Below are 23,333 nucleotides of genomic sequence, written 5' to 3'. Positions count from 1 at the left end.
AAGCCACTGGGAGAATATAAATTTAGCAAGCCTTGACAGCTGCTGGGGCTGGTGGTTTTGTAGCTGGTGCTGTAGGTGGGTTAGCTGGTAGTGCGGCAAGTAGTCCTATTCAAGGGTTTGGTAATGCCGCCTATTTTCATGACTCATACGCTATAAGCGACTTTGGGAGAGATTTGCTCATCGGAGGAGCTATGGGTGGTGTCATTAATGGGGCTATTGCTGGCTTTAATGGAAAAAACTTCTGGAGTGGAAATTCTCCTAAAATAGAAAATATTGCAAACATAAAATGGTCAATTGATAAGTTTAACGATGCTACAGACGGAAGTATTGATGTAACGAAGTCTCCCAAACTTGAAATAGGGCAATATAAACAAGACTTAAAGTATTGGAGTCCTAAACAAAAAATAGGGGATTTTGAGGTTTTCCAAAGCGATAGAATATTTGAACTCACAGACAAAAATATTTACAAAATGCTAAATGGATATGCTCCTACGGGTATTGATGGAAAGTCTATTGCACTACATCATGCTTTACAAAGTGATAAAGCAGCTTTAATTGAAGTTACAAGAACCATGCATGAACAATCGAGTAGAATACTTCATATTAATCCAAATAGTATTGGCTCAGGAATTAATAGAGCCGCTTTTGACATATATCGAAGTACATATTGGCACATTAGAGCCTTAGAACTAATCAGAACACAAAATTTAAGTCACATTAAAATAAAATAGAATGAAAGAACTTTTTGAACAATTGAAAAATTTGGGTTGGCAAGATGAAGATATACCGTTAGCATCAGAACCCGAAATAGAAAAAGTAGAAAAGGAATTAGGAATTACTTTTCCTATAGCATATAAGACTTTTGCAAAAGAATATCTTAATATAGGATTAAGAGGGGTTCAGTTTTTACCATTTAATTCATCTGAACCGATGTATCTCATCAATGAATTAAACAATGCTAGAACGTATTTTGAGTTACCTAATCATCTAATTCCTTTTATTAATAACAACGATGATTATTATTGTTTCGATTTAAAAAGTAATATCCCAGATTATAAAGTAGCGTATTGGTCTCATAATGGAACAACAAATGAAAAATGGGATAACTTCTTAGATTGGATGGAAAAATGCTTAATTGGTGAATATCTTCAAAATAAATCAAAGTATGATTTTGAATAATTTTGTAACAAAGAATGCCTGCTGGTGATATTCGTAAAAAGGCTTTGCAACATTTATCCCGTATTTTTCTAAATTTTCCAGTTATTGGTATAGATTCATTTGGAGTGTGAACGTTCCAATTTTCCTATACCAACTTTCAATCAGGTAAAATATATGATGATTTAAGTTTATATGCTTATAGCCGTAACAACCCTGTTGCCTATTTTGACCCTGATGGAAGAATACCTATTCTTATTCCCATTGTAGCTGGATTAGTTGGTGGAGGACTTAATTTGGCAGCCAACTGGAGTAAAATTAAAGACCCCATACAAGGGTTAGGGTATTTTGCCTCAGGGGCAGCGGGTGGGGTAATAAGCCTAACCAACCCCTTAGCTGGTGGGGCCGTTACATCTGCAGGAAATGCAACCATTGATATTGCCTCTGGTAATATCCCTGATTTACATAACCCTGCCGATGCAATATTATATGTAGGTCAACAAGCTACTTTTGGAGCTGCCACTTCCTTTGCTGGAGCTCAATTAGGAAAAATAGCAGCTCCTGCTTTAAACAAACTTGGTAATACCATTAGTAGCTGGTTCAAAAACTCCTTCCAAGCTTATGCAAAAGAGTCTATCAATACCGTCATTATCAATGGAAAACCTATAACCACCACCATTGATGTTGGAATTAAGGCTACTAAACAATATGTGGCAAGAGCATTGGGGAGTGCGACTGGGAATGCTGCTAAGGGGGTACTCAACCCAAATGAAATCCATTTTATGCAAAGTAGTATTAAAAATACCACAGGTGAATTTGCTGTTTTAAGAAATGTAAAAGCATTGGCAAATGGAAGTATTAATCCGAACGTACTCAGAATGAATGTTTGGAAAGATGCTGTGGTAAAGTTTGGACATTAGATCATAGACGATTAGGTGCTTTTAGACTATCAGGTTTACAAGAAGCACCTATTCAATGGGTAAATCCAAGTGGACAAATGTGGAAAATGACAACAACAAATGGTGGCATATCAATTAAACTCAAACTTGGTGATGGTAAGAGTATGATTATAAAATAAAAAAATATGATAGACTTTAATAAAAAAATAAACGAGATTAATAGCAAGGAAGATTTTGTCAACTTTATCGAATTATTAATCTCTAATTTAAAAAATAATCCAGAAGAATGGACTAATAAAACTTTACCCGAATACTTAGAAAGTATGTCAAGTTGGACGGAAGATATGGAAGGGTATTATCAAAATAATGATATGCCTATCCCTGAAGATATAAATTGGAAAGTATTTGCAAATATTTTGATAGCTGCTAAAATGTACGAATAGACTAGAATGCCGCTAACTACCCAAAGACATATCTCCCCTCTCTACTTTGTATTTACCCATATAAGTGTTTGGTTATGTTGTAGCTTCTTACACAATCCTCAAGCTATCTTATTTGCTTCTATAAAAGATAAATTTCAGAATTCGGTAAATAGAAATATATTTGTACTTACTACCCGCTTATCCCAATTGCACATTTTTATAAATAAAACATATAGCTATTTTATGACTGTTCAAAAACAATTTAATGAAAAACCCATCAATGGTCAGCAAAGGACTATTATCGAAAATGTTTCTCCTGAACTTGATGGGGGAAAGTTCGCTATTAAGGCTATTCAGGGAGACAAAATTCAGGTTGAAGCAGATGTATTTTTAGATGGCCACGACGTTCTTTCGGCGTGTTTGCTTTATAAATTTTCAACCTCTAGTGATTGGCAACACGCTCCTATGAGGTTTATCAATAACGACCGATTTGGGGCTTCTTTTACTGTACACGAAAACGGGTTTTATGAATATACTATCCAAGCTTGGGTAGACCATGCGGCTAGCTGGAAACACGAAATCAGTATGAAAATCAACGATAACCAACATGTTGATATTGAGTTGCTTGTAGGGGCCAACCTATTGGATAATATGGCCAAAATAGCTACTAAAGAAGATAAAAAAGCTATTATTGAGGCTGCAAAGATGTTTAGAAATCCTGAACAATACCATGAAGCGATTGCTTTTGCTACGGGGTATATCATGCAGGATTGGATTCAGAAATATCCTGATAAAAAATACGTAAATCAGTACAAAACCCTAAAACTGTGGGTAGACCGTGAAAAAGCTGCTTTTTCGTCGTGGTATTCGATGTTTCCCCGTTCGGCTGCTACTAAAAAGGGTACGCATGGTACTTTCAAGGATGTCGAAGAAAATGTACTTCCTCGTATCAAATCACTAGGGTTTGATGTATTATATATACCACCGATTCACCCTATTGGGCATCAATTTAGAAAAGGGAAAAATAACTCCACCGTTTGTCGTGAAGACGAGCCTGGTGTACCTTATGGAATTGGCTCTGAGCTGGGTGGCCATACGGCTATTCACCCAGAATTAGGCACTTTAGACGACCTAAAACACCTTATTCAGGCTTGTCGTGAACAAGACATTGAACTGGCAATGGATTTGGCCATTCAGTGCTCGCCCGACCACCCTTGGGCTAAAGAACATCCTGAATGGTTCAAAGTTCGCCCCGATGGTACAATTCAATATGCCGAAAATCCTCCTAAAAAATACCAAGATATTTATCCTATCAATTTTGAATCTGATAATTGGCAAGGATTGTGGGATGAACTCAAACATGTTATTATGACATGGGCCGAGTGGGGTATTAGAATAATTCGGGTCGATAACCCTCATACCAAGTCATTCAATTTTTGGGAATGGGTTATTGCCGAAGTTCAAGCGGTATATCCAGATATGATTTTCTTGGCCGAAGCCTTTACAAAACCTAAAGTAATGGCTCAGTTGGCTAAATTGGGCTATACGCAGTCGTACACATATTATACTTGGCGAAATACTAAAGCCGAACTAATTGGTTATTTGGAAGAACTCACCAAAACCGAACAGCAACATTATATGCGTCCCAATTTCTGGCCCAATACGCACGATATTTTGCCTTGGACTTTGCAGGGTGGCCTAGAGCCTGCTTTCTTGACTCGCTATTTTATGGCTGCTACGATGTCGGGAAATTATGGTATTTTTGGGCCTGTGTTTGAGTCTATGAACAACGAGGCTAATCCGGGGAAAGAAGAATACCGCAATTCTGAAAAATATGAAATTCGTTATTGGGATTGGCATTTTGAGAATAAACTAACTCACCTGATTCGCCAAACCAATAAGGCTCGTCTCGAAAACTCAGCTTTACAAAGAACTAATAATATTACTTTTTGTGATATTCAAAACGACCAAGTGATTGCTTATTTGAAAACTCATGCTAATGGTAATAGAATTTTGTGCGTAGTCAATCTGGATGCCTATAATAGTCAGGGGGGAGTAGTAAGAGTACCTCTGCATTTGATTCATAAGCATCAAGAACAGGAATACCTTGTTCATGATTTACTAACTGGAGCCAAGTATCATTGGAAAGGTGAATATAACTTTGTGGATTTAAACCCACATATTATGCCAATGCACTTGTTTAGAATAGAAGATATATAAAGTATAGTATTGGTAAAACATAAGTTATCCCAAATTTTTAGATCAAACAAGGCGGTCGAAATTAGTTTTTCGACCGCCTTGTTTGATTAAGTAATCGACCATATATTTTCTGGCATTTCAAAATTGAGCCTTAATACTATTTGAAATAATCGTTGTAGCTGTAGCGGTAACCTTTACAGTTACCGTTTCTTATTTCGGTCAAACGGTAACCGTAAAGGTTACCGTTACAGTACACCTAAGAGAAACATAATAAATTATGCCCGATAATTTTTGTGTATTTACTTAATAGCCAATAAATGCCTAACCTCCTGAATCCCAAAATACGGGATGACTCATGTTTTTTTATTAGTTCTACTCGTATCAATCAAAAAATATATATTCAAGAAACAACTATATGAAAAAATGTTTATATATTTGTGAATCAATATAGAGCTCACTTGAACAAAGTGCATTTTTTTTGGAAAACAATATGATGAAATGTTCATATTGAATACTCGTATTTGAAACGAATAGCTCTTTGTAAACCATTGATTAAATAGCAAAATATGACATTGCCCAAACTCATCAACAGTGCGTTAGCCTTCTCTGTTATTTCTGGAATAATGAATATTCTAGGCATAAAGCTTGCCAATACCGTAACCACCAACGTTACTGGGCTTTTTAGTTCGTCTATTCAGTCATGGGGCAATAGCTACGTTTTTCCAATTGCTTTGGCTAGCTATATTTTTTTGTATTTATTGGGGGCGGTTTGGGGGTCGTGGTGGTACAGTAGCTTTCATGTTCGGCCTGTTTTATGGAAAAAACTGGTTTCTCCAATTACCAACCTCAGTATTTTGCTTTATGGGGTTCTTTCTCAAAATCCTCCTGTAGCATTATTAATGTTTGCAATGAGCAATCACAATGCTTTTGCCTCTAATTTTACTAATTACAAGATAAAACCTTCGCAATTAACAGGCTTGGTTATGGATATGGGAGTAGATATTGCCAAATTTAATTTTGAAAATCTTCCTCAACAAAGGTGTATCAAACAAAACTTTATTGTTCGTATACTCATTATTATCGGCTTTTGTATTGGGGGGATTTTGGCTATTTATTATACCAACTGGCAACTTATTTGGGTGGCAGTTGCATTTTATATTGCTCTGATTGGAGCAATTATTTTAGGAAAATTCTAAGAACAAATCAATATTTCTAAATTCACATAACAATGACTATCGAGCAAATTTATACAGGCTGCCTTGCTCAGGGAGCCTACTACATACAATCAGGAAATGAGGCTGTAATTATTGACCCATTAAGAGAAATTCAACCTTACCTCAACAAAGCAACCCGAAATAACGCTACTATTAAGTATATTTTTGAAACGCATTTCCATGCCGATTTTGTGTCAGGACACATCGATTTGGCCAAACATACTGGTGCTCCTATTGTGTATGGCCCCAATGCCAACCCTGCATTTGAATGTATTGTTGCCAACGATGGGCAGATTTTTGAAGTAGGTAATATTAAAATAAAAGTATTGCACACTCCTGGGCATACAATGGAATCTACCTGTTATTTGCTATTTGATGAAAACAACCAAGAATATGCCCTATTTTCTGGCGATACTCTATTTATTGGCGATGTTGGCCGCCCCGACCTCGCCCAGAAGTCGGACTTAACAATGAATGACCTTGCTGGCTTTTTGTATGATTCGCTTCGCAACAAAATTATGCCTTTACCCAATCATGTTATTGTGTATCCAGCTCATGGTGCTGGCTCGGCTTGTGGCAAAAATATGAGCAAAGAAACTTTTGACTCTTTGGGGCATCAAAAAGAAGTAAACTATGCTTTACAGGATATTTCAAAAGAACAATTTATCAAAGAGGTTACACACGGCTTGCTTCCACCTCCATTTTACTTCCCCAAAAATGTAATGTTGAATAAAATGGGATACGAAGCTGTAGAAACTGTGATTTCACGAGGCCTTACAGCTTTGTCGGCCGAGGCTTTTGAAGCTGCTGCCAACGAAACAGGAGCTTTGATTCTTGATACTAGAAAGGCTCAGGAGTTCAAAGACAGTTTTATTCCAAATGCTATCAATATTGGTATTCAGGGTGATTTTGCACCTTGGGTTGGTACACTCATTACGAATATTCAACAACCTATTTTGCTAGTAACCGAAGTGGGTCGAGAAGAAGAAGTAATTACACGCCTGTCGAGAGTAGGCTACGACCAAGTAATTGGGTATTTGGACGGAGGAATGGATACTTGGCTAAAAGCACAAAAAGAAACCGACTCAATCGAATCTATCACAGCCGAAGAGTTCAAAGCAAGATTGCTCAACGATACCGTTATTAGAGACGTTCGTAAGCCAAACGAATATCAATCAGAGCATGTAATTGGTGCAGAAAACGTGCCATTGGCTGAGCTAAGCGAACAAATGCAGGCTTTTAGCAAAACCCAAACCAACTATATTCATTGTGCTGGAGGGTACCGCTCGATGATTGCTTGCTCGATTTTAAAATCAAGAGGTTTTGATAATATTGTTGATATTCAGGGTGGCTTTGGAGCTATTGCTCAGACCGATATTCCTAAATCAGCATTTGTTTGTCCATCAACACTTTAATAGCGATTATCTTTGTATAACATAAAACCCCACAGGTATTGAACTTGTGGGGTTTTGTTTTATCAAAATATATTTTTTACAATAGCAACAAAGTTAGGATGGAATAAAGTCTAGTACACTCTCATCGGTAAGTATTCTATTCATCGTAACCCATTCTTTCAACTCTTTCATGTGCTCGTGCCTTACAATAACCTGTACTTTTTCACGATTTTCTTTCAAGATAATAAAAGCCGTACTCAAGAATTTCGAATAAGTTACATAGAACACTTCTTCAGGACGAAACGGCATAGAAAACGTTTTTTTAATTTGGTGAGATTTCATCATTATATAGTCAAGTTTTGGTTTTACTCATCCTTGTATGATAGGCTATATCTTTACAATTTTCGATAGAACCATCTATCCACCACTCAGCCGGAATTGTTATATCTCGGATGATTCCTCTGGCGGTTAGTTTTACACAGGCAACCCTGTATTTGTGTAGGTTGTTAATGTCTTTATTCGTGATTAACTTTCCTGTATCTTTTTCACGATAAATAAATTTATAATTCATTTGTAACTAGGAATACTTATAGTGTGTATGGGCTTGTAATATAGAAAATTCCTGTTTATTGATGAAATACGCAATTAATAGATGAATTTCATGTATTTTAGAACAGTTACAATAATAAGTATATAAATTTATTATTCCAAACAGTTATATTACTTTTTTTGACATATCATATAATTTTTACTCATTTATGGAAAATATTCCCCTATTACCATTAGAAAAACCTGCTCCTTGGCATTTAACAGGCGAAGCATTCGTTTGGGTATATAAATTCCCTAAAGATTTTGTGCTATCCAATGGATTTCTTGAAGATTACCAACAGCAACGTTTCATTGGTTATTGGGGTACAATCATGCTGGTCAATTATCATTCTTCCAACGTTGGGCCTTACCAAGAGCTTTTATTTTGCCCCGGTCTGTTCACATTCAATTGGTCAAAGATGCTGTCTATTAGTAAAATATTTGTATCGACCCAAGCGAGTGTCGACAACGGCCGTGCCAACTGGGGTATTCCCAAAGAATTAGCTCAATTTGAATGGCAAAAAATTGGCCATAAGCATCACATCAAGGTAATGAGCAATAACCAAATGGTTTTCTCGTGCGAAGCTCAACACGGTTCTATGAGCATTCCAATAAGCACTAGCTATTTGAGCCTGACCATAGCCCAAAAGAAAGAGCAAGATTTATTGATTACACAGCCCACAGCTACAGGAAAAGCCTCTTTTGCCAAAACCTTATCAAGGCATACCAACGCTACCTTATTTCCAGATGTAACACCTTATAGCTCATGGCTGAGTATCTATATTCATGACTTATCTATGGTATTTCATCCATCTGCTGTTAAACCCAACTTTTTTCCATTATAATTTTTCATCCTATTGTTTCGATGCAAATAGCAAATAATAACATCATTTTAACAGGAGCAGCCTCAGGTATTGGTCATGAATTACTGTTGGCATTACTCCAGTTTGAGCAGGTCAATATCTTGGCAGTAGACCAGCATACTATTACAGAGGTACATCCGCAGCTAATAACCCTCCAAGCCGACCTATCAAAACAAGAAGGTATCAACCAAACATTTGCCCTAGCTTTACAAAAATGGACTCATATTGATTTGTTTATTGCCAATGCAGGGTATGGTTATTGCGAAACACTAGGAGAACCCAACTGGGAGAAAATATCCCATATTTTTAGTTTGAATGTATTTTCGCCCATTTATGCTTTGCAGAAAATGAAAGAACAGCCCCAACACAAACCCTTTGGTATGGTGATTGTTTCTTCGGCGATGGCTCACCTTGGTATTCCTGGGTATGCGTTGTATGCAGCCACCAAGGCTGCATTAGACAGATTTGAGGAAACATATCATTTCGAGAAAAACCCTGGTGATTATATTGGTATGGTATATCCTGTGGCTACTCAAACACATTTTTTTTCCACTATTAATAACACTGCCCATATTCCCTACCCTATTCAATCGCCCAGACATGTGGCACAAACCATTATAAGGGGTATCCTCAACAACACCCGACACATTTATCCATCACGGTTATTTTACGTTTTTAGCCTACCTCTTCGTATTTTTCATTTTTTGGCATCGCCTTATCAGTACTATTATAAAAGATTATTGGGCCAAGCAAGATAATCGTCAATGATTCTTCAAAACCTAATGTACTTTTACTGATAGCATTTACGTTATTGTACTATTCAATGATTTGTTTATCAAAGCTTTAAATATCTTTCCTATTACTTAGTTAAAGGAAATTTATTTCTTTTTTGTTGATTGATTAGCCCACTTTAGAATCATAGCATTTTTATCTTAATATTTTTCGAGGTATTTTCTTCTTTTGGCACGAATATTGAATGACTGTAGACAGTGAATGAGTGTTCAAAATTTTGCTTTTTTTGTCATTTCATGAGCTTATTTCACAATTCGTTAGTTTTTTTATCAAAAAGTTTAAAAAAAAGTCAAAAAAATTTGTTTGGCACACTTATTGATAATATTTTTGTAGACATAAAACATTCCGCCAAATGTTAGGTCGAGAAAAGCTTTAATTAATAGCAATTAAATCCAAAACTTCTCTTCTTTAGCTGGCACTTATTAAATCTCAGGAATGTTTTAATTTATTTTGATTTTTGTACTATTGTGTTTTTTCACTCTAGTTTTTGATATTGGGTTGGATAAAACTAACCGTTTTGAAGTAGCACCGCTATGCTACGGAATGGTAATTGAGCCGCTACTCAATTACCAAAAATATTCAAGGTAAAAATCAAAAAGATTTTTACTGATTTAAAAACTTCATTATCATGACATTGCTGCATGAAATGATTTTATAAGAAATTTAAGCAATTCTAAATTGCTTATGGGTTGGATTACCCAAAAGATAACTACTTAGGCGGATTGCGTAAAGGCTCGGAGCATTGCTTCGAGTCTTTATTATTTTGTAAGAATAACTACTCATTTTTCTGCTTTTCTGTACGCTTTTTTAGCTTCAATGAATAACTTCAGCATATAATTCTGTATTTTAACGTAGTTTTATCAACTTCACTACCAAACCTAAATATCCGAATGAGAACACTTTACTTACCTTGCAAAATCCTATTTGCATTGCTCCTTTTGGCCATTACTCCTAGCCTTATTGCTCAGCAAAAGCTATCACCGCAAAAGCTAAAGGCTATTCAAAAAGAAATTATTGAAGAAGTTGACAAACGAAAAGAATTTTCGGCACAAGTCAACGATATGATTTTTAGTTTTGCTGAACTAGGCTTTCAAGAAACCGAAACATCTCAGTATTTGATCAACCTCCTTGAAAAAGAAGGATTTACCGTTGAAAAAGGGATATCGGGTGTGCCTACAGCTTGGATTGCCAAATGGGGTTCGGGCAAACCCGTTATAGCAATTGGTTCGGACGTTGACTGTATTCCGAAAGCTTCACAAAAACCTGGTGTGGCCTACCACGACCCTATTGTTGAGGGTGCACCTGGCCATGGAGAAGGGCATAATTCGGGACAGGCTCTTAATATTACATCGGCTTTGGTATTAAAAAAAATCATGGAGCGTGAAAAATTATCAGGAACATTGGTGTTATGGCCTGGTATTGCAGAGGAATTGGTGGGTACAAAGGCATTTTATATCAGAGACGGCCACTTCAAAAACGTAGATGCCTGTATCTTTACACACGTCAATAGCAACCTTAGCGTAAAATATGGCGATGCAGGAAACAATGGATTAGTTTCGGTAAAATTTAATTTTGAAGGAGAAGCAGCCCATGCTGCGGCCAACCCTTGGCGAGGAAAAAGTGCCTTAGATGCCGTTGAGCTTATGAATGTAGGCTGGAACTTTAAAAGAGAACACCTTTTACCTACCCAACGCTCTCATTATGTGGTAGTAAATGGTGGCGATCAGCCCAATGTTGTACCTTCAAAAGCATCGGTTTGGTATTATTTTAGAGAACGTACTTACCCACGTATCAAGGAATTGTACGACGCAGGAAAGAAAATAGCAGAAGGTGCTGCCATGATGACCGACACCAAAGTATCGTGGGAGGTTTTGGGAAGTGCTTGGCCCGGTCATTTTAACAAACCTATTGCCGAAACTGCCTATCAGCATATTAAACGTATAGGACTACCGACTTGGTCGAACGAAGACCAACTATTAGCAAAGGGAATTCAAAAAGAATTAAGCTCGCCAGAACAAAAAGGTTTGCGTGCCGAAATAGATACGGTTTTGGAAGTAGTAGGCTCGATGGGCGGTGGCTCGGACGACATTGCAGATATTTCGTGGTCGTTACCTACAATTGTATTAGGATACCCTTCTAATATTCCTGGGCTACCTGGCCACCACTGGGCAAATGCTATTTCGATGGCAACTCCTATTGCCCATAAAGGTATTACAGCAGGAGCAAAAGTTGAAGCACTTACTATTTTAGATTTATTGAACGATCCAAAACTACTAGAGAGTGCTTGGGATTATTATAAAAATGTACAAACCAAAGATATTAAATATGAGCCATTGATAGCCCCAACCGATAAGCCTGCCATAACCCTTAATACCAGTATTATGAATACTTATCGCCCATTGATGAAGCAATATTATTATGACCCTACAAAATATAAAACATATTTGGAACAACTAGGAATCAAATATCCAACTTTAAAAAGTACAGAACCTAGCAAAGAAAAACAAGGAAAGTAACCACAAGTAGCCGTATGAAACCTATTGCATACGGCTACCTATTTTTTTATCCATTTGAATTTTGCCTTCCAACGTAGAAATAACTTACATTAGCGATACCTTCTTATTTTGGCATATTACTTAGCCTCAAAATTCGACTATTAATATATCAAAATACTACCTTCGTGTAATTCTTGGAAAAATTCTATCCTAACAAAAGGAAATATCAATACTTATTAAGTATGTTTGTAATGTCAATATATCACAATTGTGGCGGCAAGCGTGAGTAAAGACAAACTATTTATGTTAATAATTTCAATATTTTGAGCTGTGGCGGCAGTGAAACGTATAGAAATTATTAAGAAACAAAAGCCTAAGTAATCTTAATGTAATCCTAAACCAAGGATAAAAAAGTACAAGAAAACCCTTGAAGTGGCGGCTTCGAGGGTTTCGCTTTTTATAGCCCCTTCTATTCATTCAATTTTTAGCAATCTGACTCTCCTGAATACTCAAGCACTATATTATTAATACCCGTTTTTTCATAAAGCTGCTTACCCCTCAGCATCATATAATATCCCTTCCTTTATCAACAAAACGACCTCAAAGGAAGCCTTTGAGGTCGAATGTATGTATTCTTCAATTTTCTTTATTTTACTTTCAGAATAACCCCACCAAGTGGCGGAATCGTAATTGACAAAGAATATGCTTTACCTTGCCAAGCAATTTCATCAGCAAACAACGCAGAATCGTTAACCTTACCACTTCCTCCAAATTGTGTATCGTCCGAATTGAGTACCTCTTGCCATACACCTTGCATTGGTACACCAATTCTGTAATTAGTACGTGGTATTGGTGTCATATTGAGTACTATAATAAGCTGGTCTTTGTGTTTATTACCTTTACGAGCATATACCACAATTGAGTTTTCACGGTCGGAAGTGTCTATCCACTCAAAACCTTCATGAGAAAACTGTTTGTCAAACAAAGCTCCTTCGGTTTTATACAAATGGTTAAGCGATTTTACCAACGATTGAACTCCACGATGATAACCATGCTCTAACAACCACCATTCCAATCCTTTGGCAAAATTCCATTCGCTTGTTTGCCCGAATTCACCACCCATAAAGAGTAGGTTTGTACCTGGGTGAGTAAACATATATGTAAACAACAAACGTAAGTTGGCAAACTTCTGCCATTCGTCGCCAGGCATTTTTCCTACCAATGAGTGCTTGCCGTACACAATTTCATCATGTGAAAGCGGCAACATAAAGTTTTCGGTAAAAGCATAGACCGTTGAAAAAGTCAACTGCTCTTGATGATACTTGCGATACATTGGGTCTTTTTCAAAATACTTTAAGGTATCGTTCATCCAGCCCATCATCCATTTTTGACCAAAGCCCAATCCACCCGTATAAACAGGACGAGACACTCCTGTAAACGAAGTAGATTCCTCAGCAATTGTCTGAATATCAGGAAACTGCACATATAAAAACTCATTCAATTCCCTAAACAATGAAATAGCTTCAAGGTGATGATTTCCGCCAAAAATATTAGGTTCCCATTCGCCTGCATTACGAGAGTAGTCCAAATAAAGCATAGAAGCCACCGCATCTACACGTAGACCGTCGGCATGAAAACGCTCAAGCCAATATACAGCATTTGAGATCAAGAAACTTCTTACTTCGTTGCGTCCATAATTAAAGATATAGGACTTCCAGTCGGGATGATAGCCCTTACGCATATCAGGGTGCTCAAAAAGATGTGTACCATCGTATTCGTACAAGCCATGGGCATCACCAGGGAAATGCGAAGGTACCCAGTCTAATATGACACCAATATCATTTTTGTGACATTGCTCTACCAAATACATAAAATCTTGAGGTGTACCAAATCGAGACGACGGAGCAAAATACCCCAATACCTGATACCCCCACGATGGTTCATAAGGGTGTTCCATAACAGGCATAAACTCGATATGAGTAAACTCCATTTCCTTAACATACTGTACCAGTTGGTCGGCCAATTCTATATATGTTAATTTTTCGCCTTCGCCTTTTTGTCGCCACGAGCCAATATGTACCTCATAAACAGACATTGGTGCCGACAGTGAGTTTTTCTCACGACGGTTTTGCATCCATTCGGTATCGCTCCATTCGTACCAATTATCCCAAACAATCGATGCAGTAAGAGGGGGTACTTCAAAATAATGGGCATACGGATCTATTTTTTCTAAACGTCGCCCATCTTGAGCTTCGATAGCATATTTATACGTTTCGCCTTTGCCAACATGCGGCACAAATCCTTCCCAAATACCCGATTCGTCCCATCGTACAAACAAATGATGAGAATCTTTATTCCAGTAATTAAAATTACCTATAACCGAAACACTTTTAGCAGCAGGAGCCCACACAGCAAAATATGTACCTGTTACGCCTTGATATTCGGTTACGTGAGAACCAAATTTTTCAAATAATCTAAAGTGTTTTCCTGATTTGAAAAGAGAGATGTCAAAGTCTGAAAAGCGACTGAATACTTCTACATTCTTTAGTTCAACCATGGGTGCTGGTGTCGGTACAGTTTCTGTTACAGGTTCTTCTTTTACTACTTTTTTAGATACCTTTTTGGGGGCAGGAGCTTTGGCAACAGCTTTCGTTTCTTCAGGTTGAGTTTTCGCCTTGGAGGTCTTAGCCATATTATTTGAAATGGTTAATGGATTGATTTGCAAAAGAAATTATTCGAGTATTTTTGTAAAGATAGATGTTCTACCAATAGAATCAAATCAATCTGACAAGAGGTATTTTGAAAAAATAAATATATCTTCTTTTCTATCTTTACAAATATTTTTCCCACTAAAATAGCATTTTTTCAAAGTATTTCACAATTATTCCTTTAATTACTCATATTTGATTTTGGTAAGGAAATATTATACCGTAACGATACAATTCTAATACTAAAAATCACAAGCATTGTAATGATATTGATATATCCTGTTACCTCGCCTGTTTTTAACAACAACGCATGGATAAAACCACCTAAGATACAAGCTGTTGCATAGATTTCTTTTCTAAAAAGAAATGGAATTTCATTGAGCAATATATCACGAATAACCCCTCCAAAACAAGCAGTAATTGTACCAATAATGATACATGAAAGGATAGGTAAACTAGCACTCATGCCTTGCTCAAAACCAAGCACAAAAAAACAACCCAAACCCAAGGCATCAAATAGCTGTAAAGGGCTATTGAGTTTGTGAAGGTATTTCCGCCCCAAAATAGCCAGTACACTCGTAACAAGAATAAGGTAAATTACCGATTCGTCGGCAATCCATTTTACAGGATGTCCCAGCAGCATATCACGAATAGTACCTCCTCCGATAGCCGTTACAAAGGCTATAACTACAATACCAAACAAGTCAAGTTTTTTTTGTAAACCCGCATATACTCCCGAAACACTAAAGGCGATTGTCCCTAGTATATTGATAAGCGATAAAATTGTCATTTTAACAATATTAAGAGATAAAATGAAGTTGGCTATTAATAATCAGCATATTGTACTAGTTATACAGCCGCTAAATTCCTATTCACTAACTCAATCCCTAAAAGCTATATGAATAAGTATGTTTGATTTCTTTTAATACAAAAGTGGTATTCAAAACACCAATATTTTCGAGCTTTGATAATTTATATTTCACAAAATCATGGTATTCATCAAGGCTTTTGATATAAATTTTCAACAAAAAATCTACTTGACCAGCCATGTGGTAGCATTCATGAATCTCTTCTAACTGCTGTACAGCCTGCTCAAATTTTTCGATAAACTCCTCGTTATGATACCGCATAGATACCTGACAGATACACATAATGGGGTTGTCTAATAACGCTTTGTCAACAATAGCGACGTACTGCTTGATATAACCAACACTTTCGAGCCTCCTGATTCGCTCATAAACAGGCGAGATAGTTAGCCCCAACTGATTCGCTATTTCTTTCGTTGTTACCTTGGCATCCTTCTGAAGAATGCGTAAAATTTTTTTATCTATTTCGTCAATCGCTTCCATAAAGTAATTTTTTCTGAACCGAATACTCTTTCTATTCTTGAAAAAGTAAAATATCTGGTAAAAATAATATAATTCAGCAATATTTATTGTTTTTAACCTTAATTATTGACAAATATAACTGTAATATTAACTTTGCACCATTATTATTTCTGTAAAATACAAATTTACCAGTAATAAAATTTCAATTACCTTCATCAACTTATATGATAAAAGACAAAATTCTTGTAATCGGTGCCAATGGACAAATTGGCACCGCCTTATTGAAGCAGTTGCGTTTGGTTCATGGTACCAACGCCGTAATAGCTTCAGATATTACTGCTCCAAAAGACATCCAAGAACCTTTTGTGCTATTGGATGCTACCAACGTACTGGCTCTTGTCGAGACTGTTCATCGGTTTGGTATTACCCAAATTTATCATTTGGCTGCCGTATTATCGGCCAAAGGCGAGCTCGACCCTCTGCGTGCATGGGATTTGAACATGCGTACTCTTTTCAATGTCTTTGAGGTAGCTCGTGAGGTAAAATTAGACAAAGTTTTTTTTCCAAGCTCTATTGCCGCCTTTGGCGACAGTGCTCCACAATACGACACCCCCCAAACTACCTTCCTCGACCCTTCTACTGTTTATGGTATTAGCAAAGTAGCTGGCGAAAATTGGGCGGGGTATTATCATAAAAGATACGGACTAGATATTCGTTCTTTGCGTTACCCTGGCGTTATTAGTTACCAATCGATGCCCGGCGGTGGAACAACCGACTACGCTGTCGAAATTTTTCATGATGCAGTACAACACAAACCCTACACTTGCTTTCTCAAGGAAGATACCCTTTTACCAATGATATACATGGACGATGCCATTCGGGCTACCCTCGAACTCATGGAAGCTCCCGTCGAAAATATCAGAGTTAGGAGTTCGTATAATCTAGCAGGTATGAGCTTTACACCTGCCCAGCTTACAGCCGAAATACAACGCCATTTACCTGATTTTTCGGTACAATATCAGCCTGATTTCAGACAAATGATTGCAGATTCATGGCCTAAGTCGATCGACGATACAGCAGCCCAACACGATTGGTATTGGAAGCCCCAATTTGACCTGTCGGGTATGACCCAAATCATGATACAGAAACTTACAGAAAAATATCAACAAAAACATCTAATTACCCAATAATCATTTATTTGTTATGTACGGAAGTGTAAAAGAAGCGTTGCAAAAAGAGCTTACTGGTATTCAGGAGGCTGGACTTTATAAATCTGAACGTATTATTGTATCGCCTCAGTCGGCACAAATTCAGATTAATTCAGGCGAAGAAGTACTCAATTTCTGTGCCAACAATTACCTTGGGCTATCGTCGCACCCTGAAGCCATCAAAGCGGCTCATGAGGCTATCGACACACATGGCTTCGGAATGTCGTCGGTAAGATTTATTTGCGGTACACAAGATATTCACAAAGAATTAGAACGTAAAACGGCCGAGTTTTTGGGTATGGAAGATTGTATCCTATACGCTGCCGCTTTTGATGCCAATGGTGGCGTATTTGAGCCGTTGTTGGGCGAAGAAGACGCCATTATTTCGGACGAACTCAACCATGCCTCTATTATCGACGGTATTCGTTTGTGCAAAGCCAAACGGTTTCGTTACAAAAACAATAACATGGACGACCTAGAAACCCAGCTAAAAGCCGCAGCAGGCAGTCGTCGAAAACTGATTGTTACAGATGGCGTATTTTCAATGGACGGCACTATTGCTTCACTCGATAAAATCTGTGACCTAGCCGAACAGTACGATGCCATGGTTATGATTGATGAATGTCATGCTTCGGGCTTTATGGGAAAAACTGGCCGTGGTACTCACGAGCTAAAAAATGTAATGGGGCGTATCGATATTATTACGGGTACGTATGGTAAAGCTTTGGGGGGTGCTTCGGGAGGATTTACGGCCGCTCGGAAAGAAATCGTAGACCTATTGCGTCAACGTTCAAGACCATATTTGTTTTCAAATACCCTTGCTCCTGCTATTGTTGGGGCATCAATCAAAGTATTAGATTTGCTCAGTGCCTCTACTGCTCTTCGCGATAAGCTAGAAAACAATACTCAATTTTTCAGAAAAGCGATGACACAGGCAGGTTTTGATATTATTCCTGGCCAACACCCGATTGTACCTATCATGTTGTACGATGCTAAATTGGCTCAGGAGTTTGCGTCAAAGCTTTTGGCTGAAGGTATTTATGTGATAGGCTTCTTTTATCCTGTTGTACCTCAAGGTAAAGCAAGAATTAGGGTTCAGATTTCGGCAGGCCACGAAATAGAACATCTTGAAAAAGCCGTTGCAGCCTTTACCAAAGTCGGCAAAGCCTTAGGGGTTATCTAAGCATGAGGTTTCAGTAAATTAGCGTATCTAAATGTTTCTTCTATGTTAAAAACTCATGAAGCTGTTCAAACTCATTTTAGAAATTAAAACAGCTTCAATAGCAGATTTTTTGTTTGTATCCCCAATTACTATACCCAATTCTCCTATAAGGGCAACCGTTATAGTTGCCCTGCTATTGCTACAAATTATTGTATCGAAACAAGTAACAAATCCTTTGCATCCTCTCCAATACTCATAGGTATCTTTGTCTACATTTTCAATTTTTCTATTTCTCGGATTACATTGACAATCCCTTTGAGAGGAATTTTGACCCAATCAGGGCGATAACTAATTTCGTAGCCTAGCTCATACACCGCTTTTTCTAATAAATAAATCAACATCAAGAAATTTATTTCATTATTATTTTTGAAAAGAGGGTGCGGCTTGCCAAAAGTATCAAGATATTTTTCCATAAAAGTCTGCAAAATCAACTTATACCATCGGTCGGCCGCCAATTGAACTCTTGTTGTATCCAATTTGGCCGCATCAGGGTCGTTAAACATTTTTGCAGAAATAGCATAATGGTAGCTTCTAATCATACCTGCTACATCTTTCAGAGGCGAATGTTTGATTTTACGGTCTGTAATAGAACTTTCAGGTTCACCTTCAAAATCAATAATGATATAATCATTGCTAGTTGCTAGCACCTGCCCCAAATGATAATCCCCATGAATTCTAATCCGAAGTGATTCCAAATCTTTAGTCAAAATCTGATCAGCAAATTCATCTATCAACTCTTTGGCCTCCATAAAGTCCCAAGCCAATTTTCGGGTTACGGGGTCGGTAATACTAGTATATTTTTCAATCAGAAGGTTGTAGCGTTTATCTAACAAATGGCAAAGTCGAGTATGAATAAATCGGCGATAATCTTCTGTAAAAACCTCAGTCGCAAACATTTTATCGGCATTGGGAGCATACAAAGCCAAGTGCATTTCGGCAGTTCGCTGAGCCAAAAGCTCTACTTGTTCAAAAACCTGTTCCTTAATCGAGAATGTTTTTTCAACAAATGCCTCCACAAAGTCATCCAACTGCCCCCCTGTCATTTCCCAGCTATCAGCCTGATTATCAACCATTCTCTGCATCATTCCCAAGGTAATATCCTCAAGTCCATCAGATTTCCAAGTAATACTACCAGCAAAAGCAGGAATAAAAGCAAAATCCGAAAACTCAGTCAAAAACTCAATCATTTCTACCTCTGGGTTGGTTTCTCGGAATAATTTACGATACAGCTTCATAAAGTATTTTTCGCCAAAAACCATAGCCGAGTTTGACGATGCCAAAGTAAGAGCTTTTGAAGCAATAGGGGCATTAATATCTTCACCCGCAAGTCCTTTCCCTCGTACAAAATCCAACTTTCCGACCGTCTGCTGTAAAGGCTCAGCATGAGCAATTTGATAAAACAGAGCCTGCTGAAAACGCTCATCGTATAAGGCATCAATAACAAAACCACGCTTATTGTTGATGTAAGCCAGTGTGATGATACCTGTTGAAATAATCTCTTTTGACAGGGTTGCCTCAATAAACGACAAAGGCAATAAATAGCTTTCGGTTTCTCCGTCGCTATACAGCACCTCAACAATACACAACAAAGCTATTGAATCCTTGATTGGTATTTCCATGGCCGTTTTGATAGAAAAACGCTCTTGAGTACGTGCTTTTCCAGCAAACCACCGACAGCTATTGATATAAGGCGGTAGAATTTCAGCTTCAAATTGGTTAAATAAAGCCTTATCACTTTTGATATGCTCCCATGCCTGCTGAGAACTCAAATGTGCCGATGTTATTTCATTCATAGTTTTTGTTTTCAAAAATGGTATTTTCAGAACTTAAATTTAGAATTTATTTAGGAGAAAAAATAAAAACTGAAAATGAAAAAATCAAACACCTTACCAATAAAAGGCTTCTACTAGAGAATAGAAAAAAATACTTTCCAAACCTACTCACTATCAGGCAGTTTGAAAATATTTCATTTTTTTTTCAAAAAAACATTTGGAGTGTATCAATAAAACCAGTAATTTTGCACCACGAAAAACGAAAAGGAAATAACTTTTCAAAGTTCGTTACCCCAATTGGTCCGTTCGTCTAGGGGTTAGGACACGTCCCTTTCACGGATGAAACACGGGTTCGATTCCCGTACGGACTACAAAAGCTCTGATTCAAACAGAATCGGGGCTTTTTTTTCCAGACTCTCATTGATTGATAGTCCATAGTAAATACCCCAATTGGTCCGTTCGTCTAGGGGTTAGGACACGTCCCTTTCACGGATGAAACACGGGTTCGATTCCCGTACGGACTACCATACAGATTATCAAAGTACTGCAAGCGAGCTAAATAGCTCGCTTTTTTGTTTTTATGCCTCAATACATACTGTCTTCAATATTCGCCAAAAGCTTTAAATAACAATGCTTTGAAGGGAAAGATTCTGCCAAGCATACTCATATTATAGATTTTGGAGAATTACGGTCTCGTCAAATCTATAATGATATCCCTCAAAGGTATCGTGATAGTCTTGATATAGAGAATAATATTCGACGCTTTCCTACCTTTTTAGAATGCTTTAAAAATTACTTTTAATATCCGTAAAACTTGCAATTTTTACTAACTCTACTACAAGAACGAAATAGAATGGGTCTTGATTTGAGTAAATAATTTTAAAAAACGATGTCCCATACATCAAAAAATGCCTTCGTCTTTTCTTCTAAACCAGACAACCTATTTATTGGGTTGTTTTTCTCTTAGAGTTAATGTAGCATTTTCAGTAATGTCACGCTGAAAAGGTTGTTTATATTTGGGTGATATAATTTTAAATGGGCTTATTTATTTACAATTCTCTAAAATCCAATTATTGATCATTTTAGTGTTTGATAGCTTTTCTATGTCGGCTTGGATGAAAGGGAGTTCTTCTGGGACTTCATCGCAACCAGCTATAGTGTTCCCTAGTCTATATTCAATTTGATACGTACATTTTTCATAGATTTTCAAAAACATTAATTTCTCAAGCTTATTAAGTTTTACCATTTGAATTAAATTGCTACCAATTTTCAAGGCTGCCTGTTGTGGCCACTGAGCTGATTGCATTGAAATTGGTAGCAAGAAAAATGGTAAAGGGTAATCCTTATTTAGCTGTTTTTGCCAAATGAGCCGTGAAAAAATACTTAAAATCGATTGTTATACTATTTTTGAAGATAGAATCAACTGGCTAGGTAAGACAATATCTTAGCACAATTTTGAAATCAAATAACAAAAGAAATCGTTAAAAAACTTTATAATGTATTTACAAAGTCTAGCTACAAGTATTATTGAACAAAGAAACGTTTTTAACAATACTTGTAGCTAAGTGTCAATTTTCGGTAATAATTCTCAAAACATTTCCTTTAAAAATGACTAAAGTGCTAAGACAACATTTTGAAAAAATAACTCCGCTGACAGACCAAGAATTTGACTATATTCTTTCTCATTTTACCACCAAAAAGCTAAAAAAACATCAATTCCTTATTCAAGAAGGTGATAGCGTTATCAACGATTATTTTGTGGTGAAGGGCTTACTCAAAGCATCGTTTACCAACCACGATGGCAAAGAACATATTTTGCAATTTGCGATGGAAGATTGGTGGATTACCGATTATCAAGCCTATTTTGGTCAAAGTACAGCTACTTTAGCAATTAATTGTATTGAAGAAGTAGAATTACTTTGTATTTCTCTTACTAATCGTGAAAAAATATGTGCTGAACTTCACAAGATTGAACACTTTTTTAGAAAAAAATCAAATTTGGGCTACATAGCCTTACAACGCAGAATTTTATCTTTGCTAAACAACAATGCCAAAGAGCGTTACGAAGATTTATTGGTAAATTACCCCAGCCTTTTTCAACGAGTTCCCAAAACACTAATCGCTTCTTATATTGGGGTTTCCAGAGAAACCCTAAGCCGTCTTTCTTCATAATGTGACATACATCACATCAAATTTGTGACATACCTCCTGTACGATTTTTGCCTTTGTTATCAACTTTGCCTTGTCAATATTAAACAATACAAAAGATGAAAAACGCATTGAAAAAAATCGCAATAATGATTGTGGTGATTGCTACTATTTTGTCATATCACAATCAAGTATTTGCACAAACCAAACACTCAAATACAATGAAGAAAATTCTATTCGTGGTAACAAGCCATGACAAAAAAGGAAATACAGGCGAAACTACAGGCTATTATTTATCGGAAGTGGCACACCCTTGGGAGGTGTTGCACAAGGCTGGATATGAAATAGATTTTGTAAGCCCCAAAGGTGGGAAAGCTCCTGTTGACGGGTTTAATTTGGAAGATACAGTAAACAAAAAGTTTTGGGAAAATGCAAAATACCATACCAAAATTGAAAATACACGTAAACCAAGCCAAATCAAGCCGAAAGAATATGCAGCTATTTTTTATGCAGGTGGCCATGGTGCTATGTGGGATTTGGCTGATAATAAAGAACTTGCCATTATTGCTCAGAAAATTTATGAGAACAATGGTATTGTAAGTGCAGTATGTCACGGGCCAGCGGGTTTGGTAAATATTAAATTATCGACAGGCAAATATTTGGTTGAGGGTAAGAAAATCAATGCTTTTACCAATGAAGAAGAAATCGCAGTTAAATTAGAGAACGTAGTTCCTTTTGCTTTGGAAACTACACTTATTGAGCGTGGAGCAAAGTTTGAAAAATCAGGGCTTTGGCAACCACACGTAGCTGTTGACCAAAGAGTAGTAACAGGACAAAATCCACAATCAGCCAAAGAAGTGGGCGAAGCTGTGCTAAAGTTATTATCAGTTAAGCAGTAAATAGGGTTTATTTTATCAAAAAGAAGC

General features: G+C 37.0%; 20 protein-coding genes and 2 tRNA genes. 16 read left to right on the top strand and 6 right to left on the bottom strand.

Features of this window, described 5'->3' with window-relative positions; genetic code table 11:
* The first annotated feature begins 32 nt into the window (after positions 1-32).
* From FLEMA_RS76435 to FLEMA_RS0164030, 7 genes are all read left to right on the top strand, one after another.
* A complete protein-coding gene (locus FLEMA_RS76435) occupies positions 33-731 on the top strand; it encodes an HNH/ENDO VII family nuclease (RefSeq protein ID WP_052354353.1) in 699 nt (232 codons plus the stop codon).
* Between the two features lies 1 nt (position 732).
* Complete coding sequence (locus FLEMA_RS76430; protein ID WP_052354351.1) at positions 733-1,179, top strand: SMI1/KNR4 family protein; 447 nt, start codon at positions 733-735, stop codon at positions 1,177-1,179.
* A 272-nt stretch (positions 1,180-1,451) separates the two neighbouring features.
* Positions 1,452-2,075, top strand: a complete 624-nt coding sequence (locus FLEMA_RS77180) for a hypothetical protein (RefSeq protein ID WP_044174112.1) — start codon at positions 1,452-1,454, stop codon at positions 2,073-2,075.
* 164 nt (positions 2,076-2,239) lie between these two features.
* Positions 2,240-2,497 carry a DUF7660 family protein gene (locus FLEMA_RS0164075; RefSeq protein ID WP_026998036.1) on the top strand — a complete coding sequence of 86 codons (258 nt, stop codon included), beginning with the start codon at positions 2,240-2,242 and terminating at the stop codon, positions 2,495-2,497.
* A 222-nt stretch (positions 2,498-2,719) separates the two neighbouring features.
* Complete coding sequence (locus FLEMA_RS0164070; RefSeq protein ID WP_026997619.1) at positions 2,720-4,696, top strand: alpha-1,4-glucan--maltose-1-phosphate maltosyltransferase; 1,977 nt, start codon at positions 2,720-2,722, stop codon at positions 4,694-4,696.
* A 545-nt stretch (positions 4,697-5,241) separates the two neighbouring features.
* Positions 5,242-5,871: a DUF1275 family protein gene (locus FLEMA_RS0164040; protein WP_044174111.1), complete on the top strand. Its 630-nt coding sequence runs from the start codon at positions 5,242-5,244 to the stop codon at positions 5,869-5,871.
* 32 nt (positions 5,872-5,903) lie between these two features.
* Positions 5,904-7,304 (top strand): MBL fold metallo-hydrolase, encoded by a 1,401-nt coding sequence (locus FLEMA_RS0164030; RefSeq protein ID WP_026998035.1) that lies wholly within the window; start codon positions 5,904-5,906, stop codon positions 7,302-7,304.
* 93 nt (positions 7,305-7,397) lie between these two features.
* On the opposite strand, the gene FLEMA_RS75475 is transcribed toward FLEMA_RS0164030, so the two are convergent.
* Positions 7,398-7,628 carry a hypothetical protein gene (locus tag FLEMA_RS75475; RefSeq protein ID WP_144080178.1) on the bottom strand — a complete coding sequence of 77 codons (231 nt, stop codon included), beginning with the start codon at positions 7,626-7,628 and terminating at the stop codon, positions 7,398-7,400.
* A 413-nt stretch (positions 7,629-8,041) separates the two neighbouring features.
* On the opposite strand from FLEMA_RS75475, the gene FLEMA_RS75465 reads away from it, so the two are divergent.
* From FLEMA_RS75465 to FLEMA_RS0163960, 3 genes are all read left to right on the top strand, one after another.
* Positions 8,042-8,716 (top strand): acetoacetate decarboxylase family protein, encoded by a 675-nt coding sequence (locus FLEMA_RS75465; RefSeq protein ID WP_052354349.1) that lies wholly within the window; start codon positions 8,042-8,044, stop codon positions 8,714-8,716.
* Between the two features lie 20 nt (positions 8,717-8,736).
* A complete protein-coding gene (locus FLEMA_RS0163985) occupies positions 8,737-9,492 on the top strand; it encodes an SDR family NAD(P)-dependent oxidoreductase (RefSeq protein ID WP_026997615.1) in 756 nt (251 codons plus the stop codon).
* Positions 9,493-10,416: 924 nt separating this feature from the next.
* Complete coding sequence (locus tag FLEMA_RS0163960; RefSeq protein ID WP_026998034.1) at positions 10,417-12,042, top strand: amidohydrolase; 1,626 nt, start codon at positions 10,417-10,419, stop codon at positions 12,040-12,042.
* 625 nt (positions 12,043-12,667) lie between these two features.
* On the opposite strand, the gene glgB is transcribed toward FLEMA_RS0163960, so the two are convergent.
* The 3 genes from glgB to FLEMA_RS75450 all read right to left on the bottom strand — a co-directional run bounded on the left by glgB (position 12,668) and on the right by FLEMA_RS75450 (position 16,078).
* Positions 12,668-14,713 carry a 1,4-alpha-glucan branching protein GlgB gene (gene glgB, locus FLEMA_RS75460; RefSeq protein WP_044174105.1) on the bottom strand — a complete coding sequence of 682 codons (2,046 nt, stop codon included), beginning with the start codon at positions 14,711-14,713 and terminating at the stop codon, positions 12,668-12,670.
* Between the two features lie 197 nt (positions 14,714-14,910).
* Entirely contained in the window at positions 14,911-15,519 is a 609-nt protein-coding gene (locus tag FLEMA_RS75455) for a trimeric intracellular cation channel family protein (protein ID WP_044174103.1), read from the bottom strand.
* A 97-nt stretch (positions 15,520-15,616) separates the two neighbouring features.
* Positions 15,617-16,078 carry an Lrp/AsnC family transcriptional regulator gene (locus FLEMA_RS75450; RefSeq protein WP_044174101.1) on the bottom strand — a complete coding sequence of 154 codons (462 nt, stop codon included), beginning with the start codon at positions 16,076-16,078 and terminating at the stop codon, positions 15,617-15,619.
* A 203-nt stretch (positions 16,079-16,281) separates the two neighbouring features.
* Between FLEMA_RS75450 and FLEMA_RS0163825 the strand changes: the two genes are divergently transcribed.
* Together FLEMA_RS0163825 and kbl are read left to right on the top strand one after the other, a co-directional pair.
* Entirely contained in the window at positions 16,282-17,247 is a 966-nt protein-coding gene (locus tag FLEMA_RS0163825; protein WP_026997611.1) for an NAD-dependent epimerase/dehydratase family protein, read from the top strand.
* A gap of 13 nt (positions 17,248-17,260) precedes the next feature.
* A complete protein-coding gene (kbl, locus tag FLEMA_RS0163820; RefSeq protein WP_026998033.1) occupies positions 17,261-18,448 on the top strand; it encodes a glycine C-acetyltransferase in 1,188 nt (395 codons plus the stop codon).
* 248 nt (positions 18,449-18,696) lie between these two features.
* Here the strand turns inward: kbl and FLEMA_RS75440 are convergent, their stop codons facing one another.
* Positions 18,697-20,280 (bottom strand): putative maltokinase, encoded by a 1,584-nt coding sequence (locus FLEMA_RS75440; protein WP_044174097.1) that lies wholly within the window; start codon positions 20,278-20,280, stop codon positions 18,697-18,699.
* 278 nt (positions 20,281-20,558) lie between these two features.
* Between FLEMA_RS75440 and FLEMA_RS0163760 the strand changes: the two genes are divergently transcribed.
* Both FLEMA_RS0163760 and FLEMA_RS0163755 read left to right on the top strand, forming a co-directional pair.
* Positions 20,559-20,630, top strand: a tRNA-Glu gene (locus FLEMA_RS0163760).
* A gap of 81 nt (positions 20,631-20,711) precedes the next feature.
* Positions 20,712-20,786 (top strand) — tRNA-Glu (locus FLEMA_RS0163755).
* Positions 20,787-21,304: 518 nt separating this feature from the next.
* On the opposite strand, the gene FLEMA_RS75435 is transcribed toward FLEMA_RS0163755, so the two are convergent.
* Positions 21,305-21,565, bottom strand: a complete 261-nt coding sequence (locus FLEMA_RS75435) for a hypothetical protein (protein WP_044174095.1) — start codon at positions 21,563-21,565, stop codon at positions 21,305-21,307.
* 302 nt (positions 21,566-21,867) lie between these two features.
* Here FLEMA_RS75435 and FLEMA_RS0163715 point away from each other — a divergent pair, with 302 nt between their 5' ends.
* Together FLEMA_RS0163715 and FLEMA_RS0163705 are read left to right on the top strand one after the other, a co-directional pair.
* A complete protein-coding gene (locus FLEMA_RS0163715; protein ID WP_026997608.1) occupies positions 21,868-22,431 on the top strand; it encodes a Crp/Fnr family transcriptional regulator in 564 nt (187 codons plus the stop codon).
* 95 nt (positions 22,432-22,526) lie between these two features.
* Entirely contained in the window at positions 22,527-23,306 is a 780-nt protein-coding gene (locus FLEMA_RS0163705) for a type 1 glutamine amidotransferase domain-containing protein (protein ID WP_218918554.1), read from the top strand.
* Positions 23,307-23,333 lie beyond the last annotated feature (27 nt).

The organism is Flectobacillus major DSM 103, from assembly GCF_000427405.1.
In the GTDB taxonomy this organism is placed as follows: domain Bacteria; phylum Bacteroidota; class Bacteroidia; order Cytophagales; family Spirosomataceae; genus Flectobacillus; species Flectobacillus major.
This window is presented reverse-complemented; position numbering and strand designations above follow the sequence as displayed.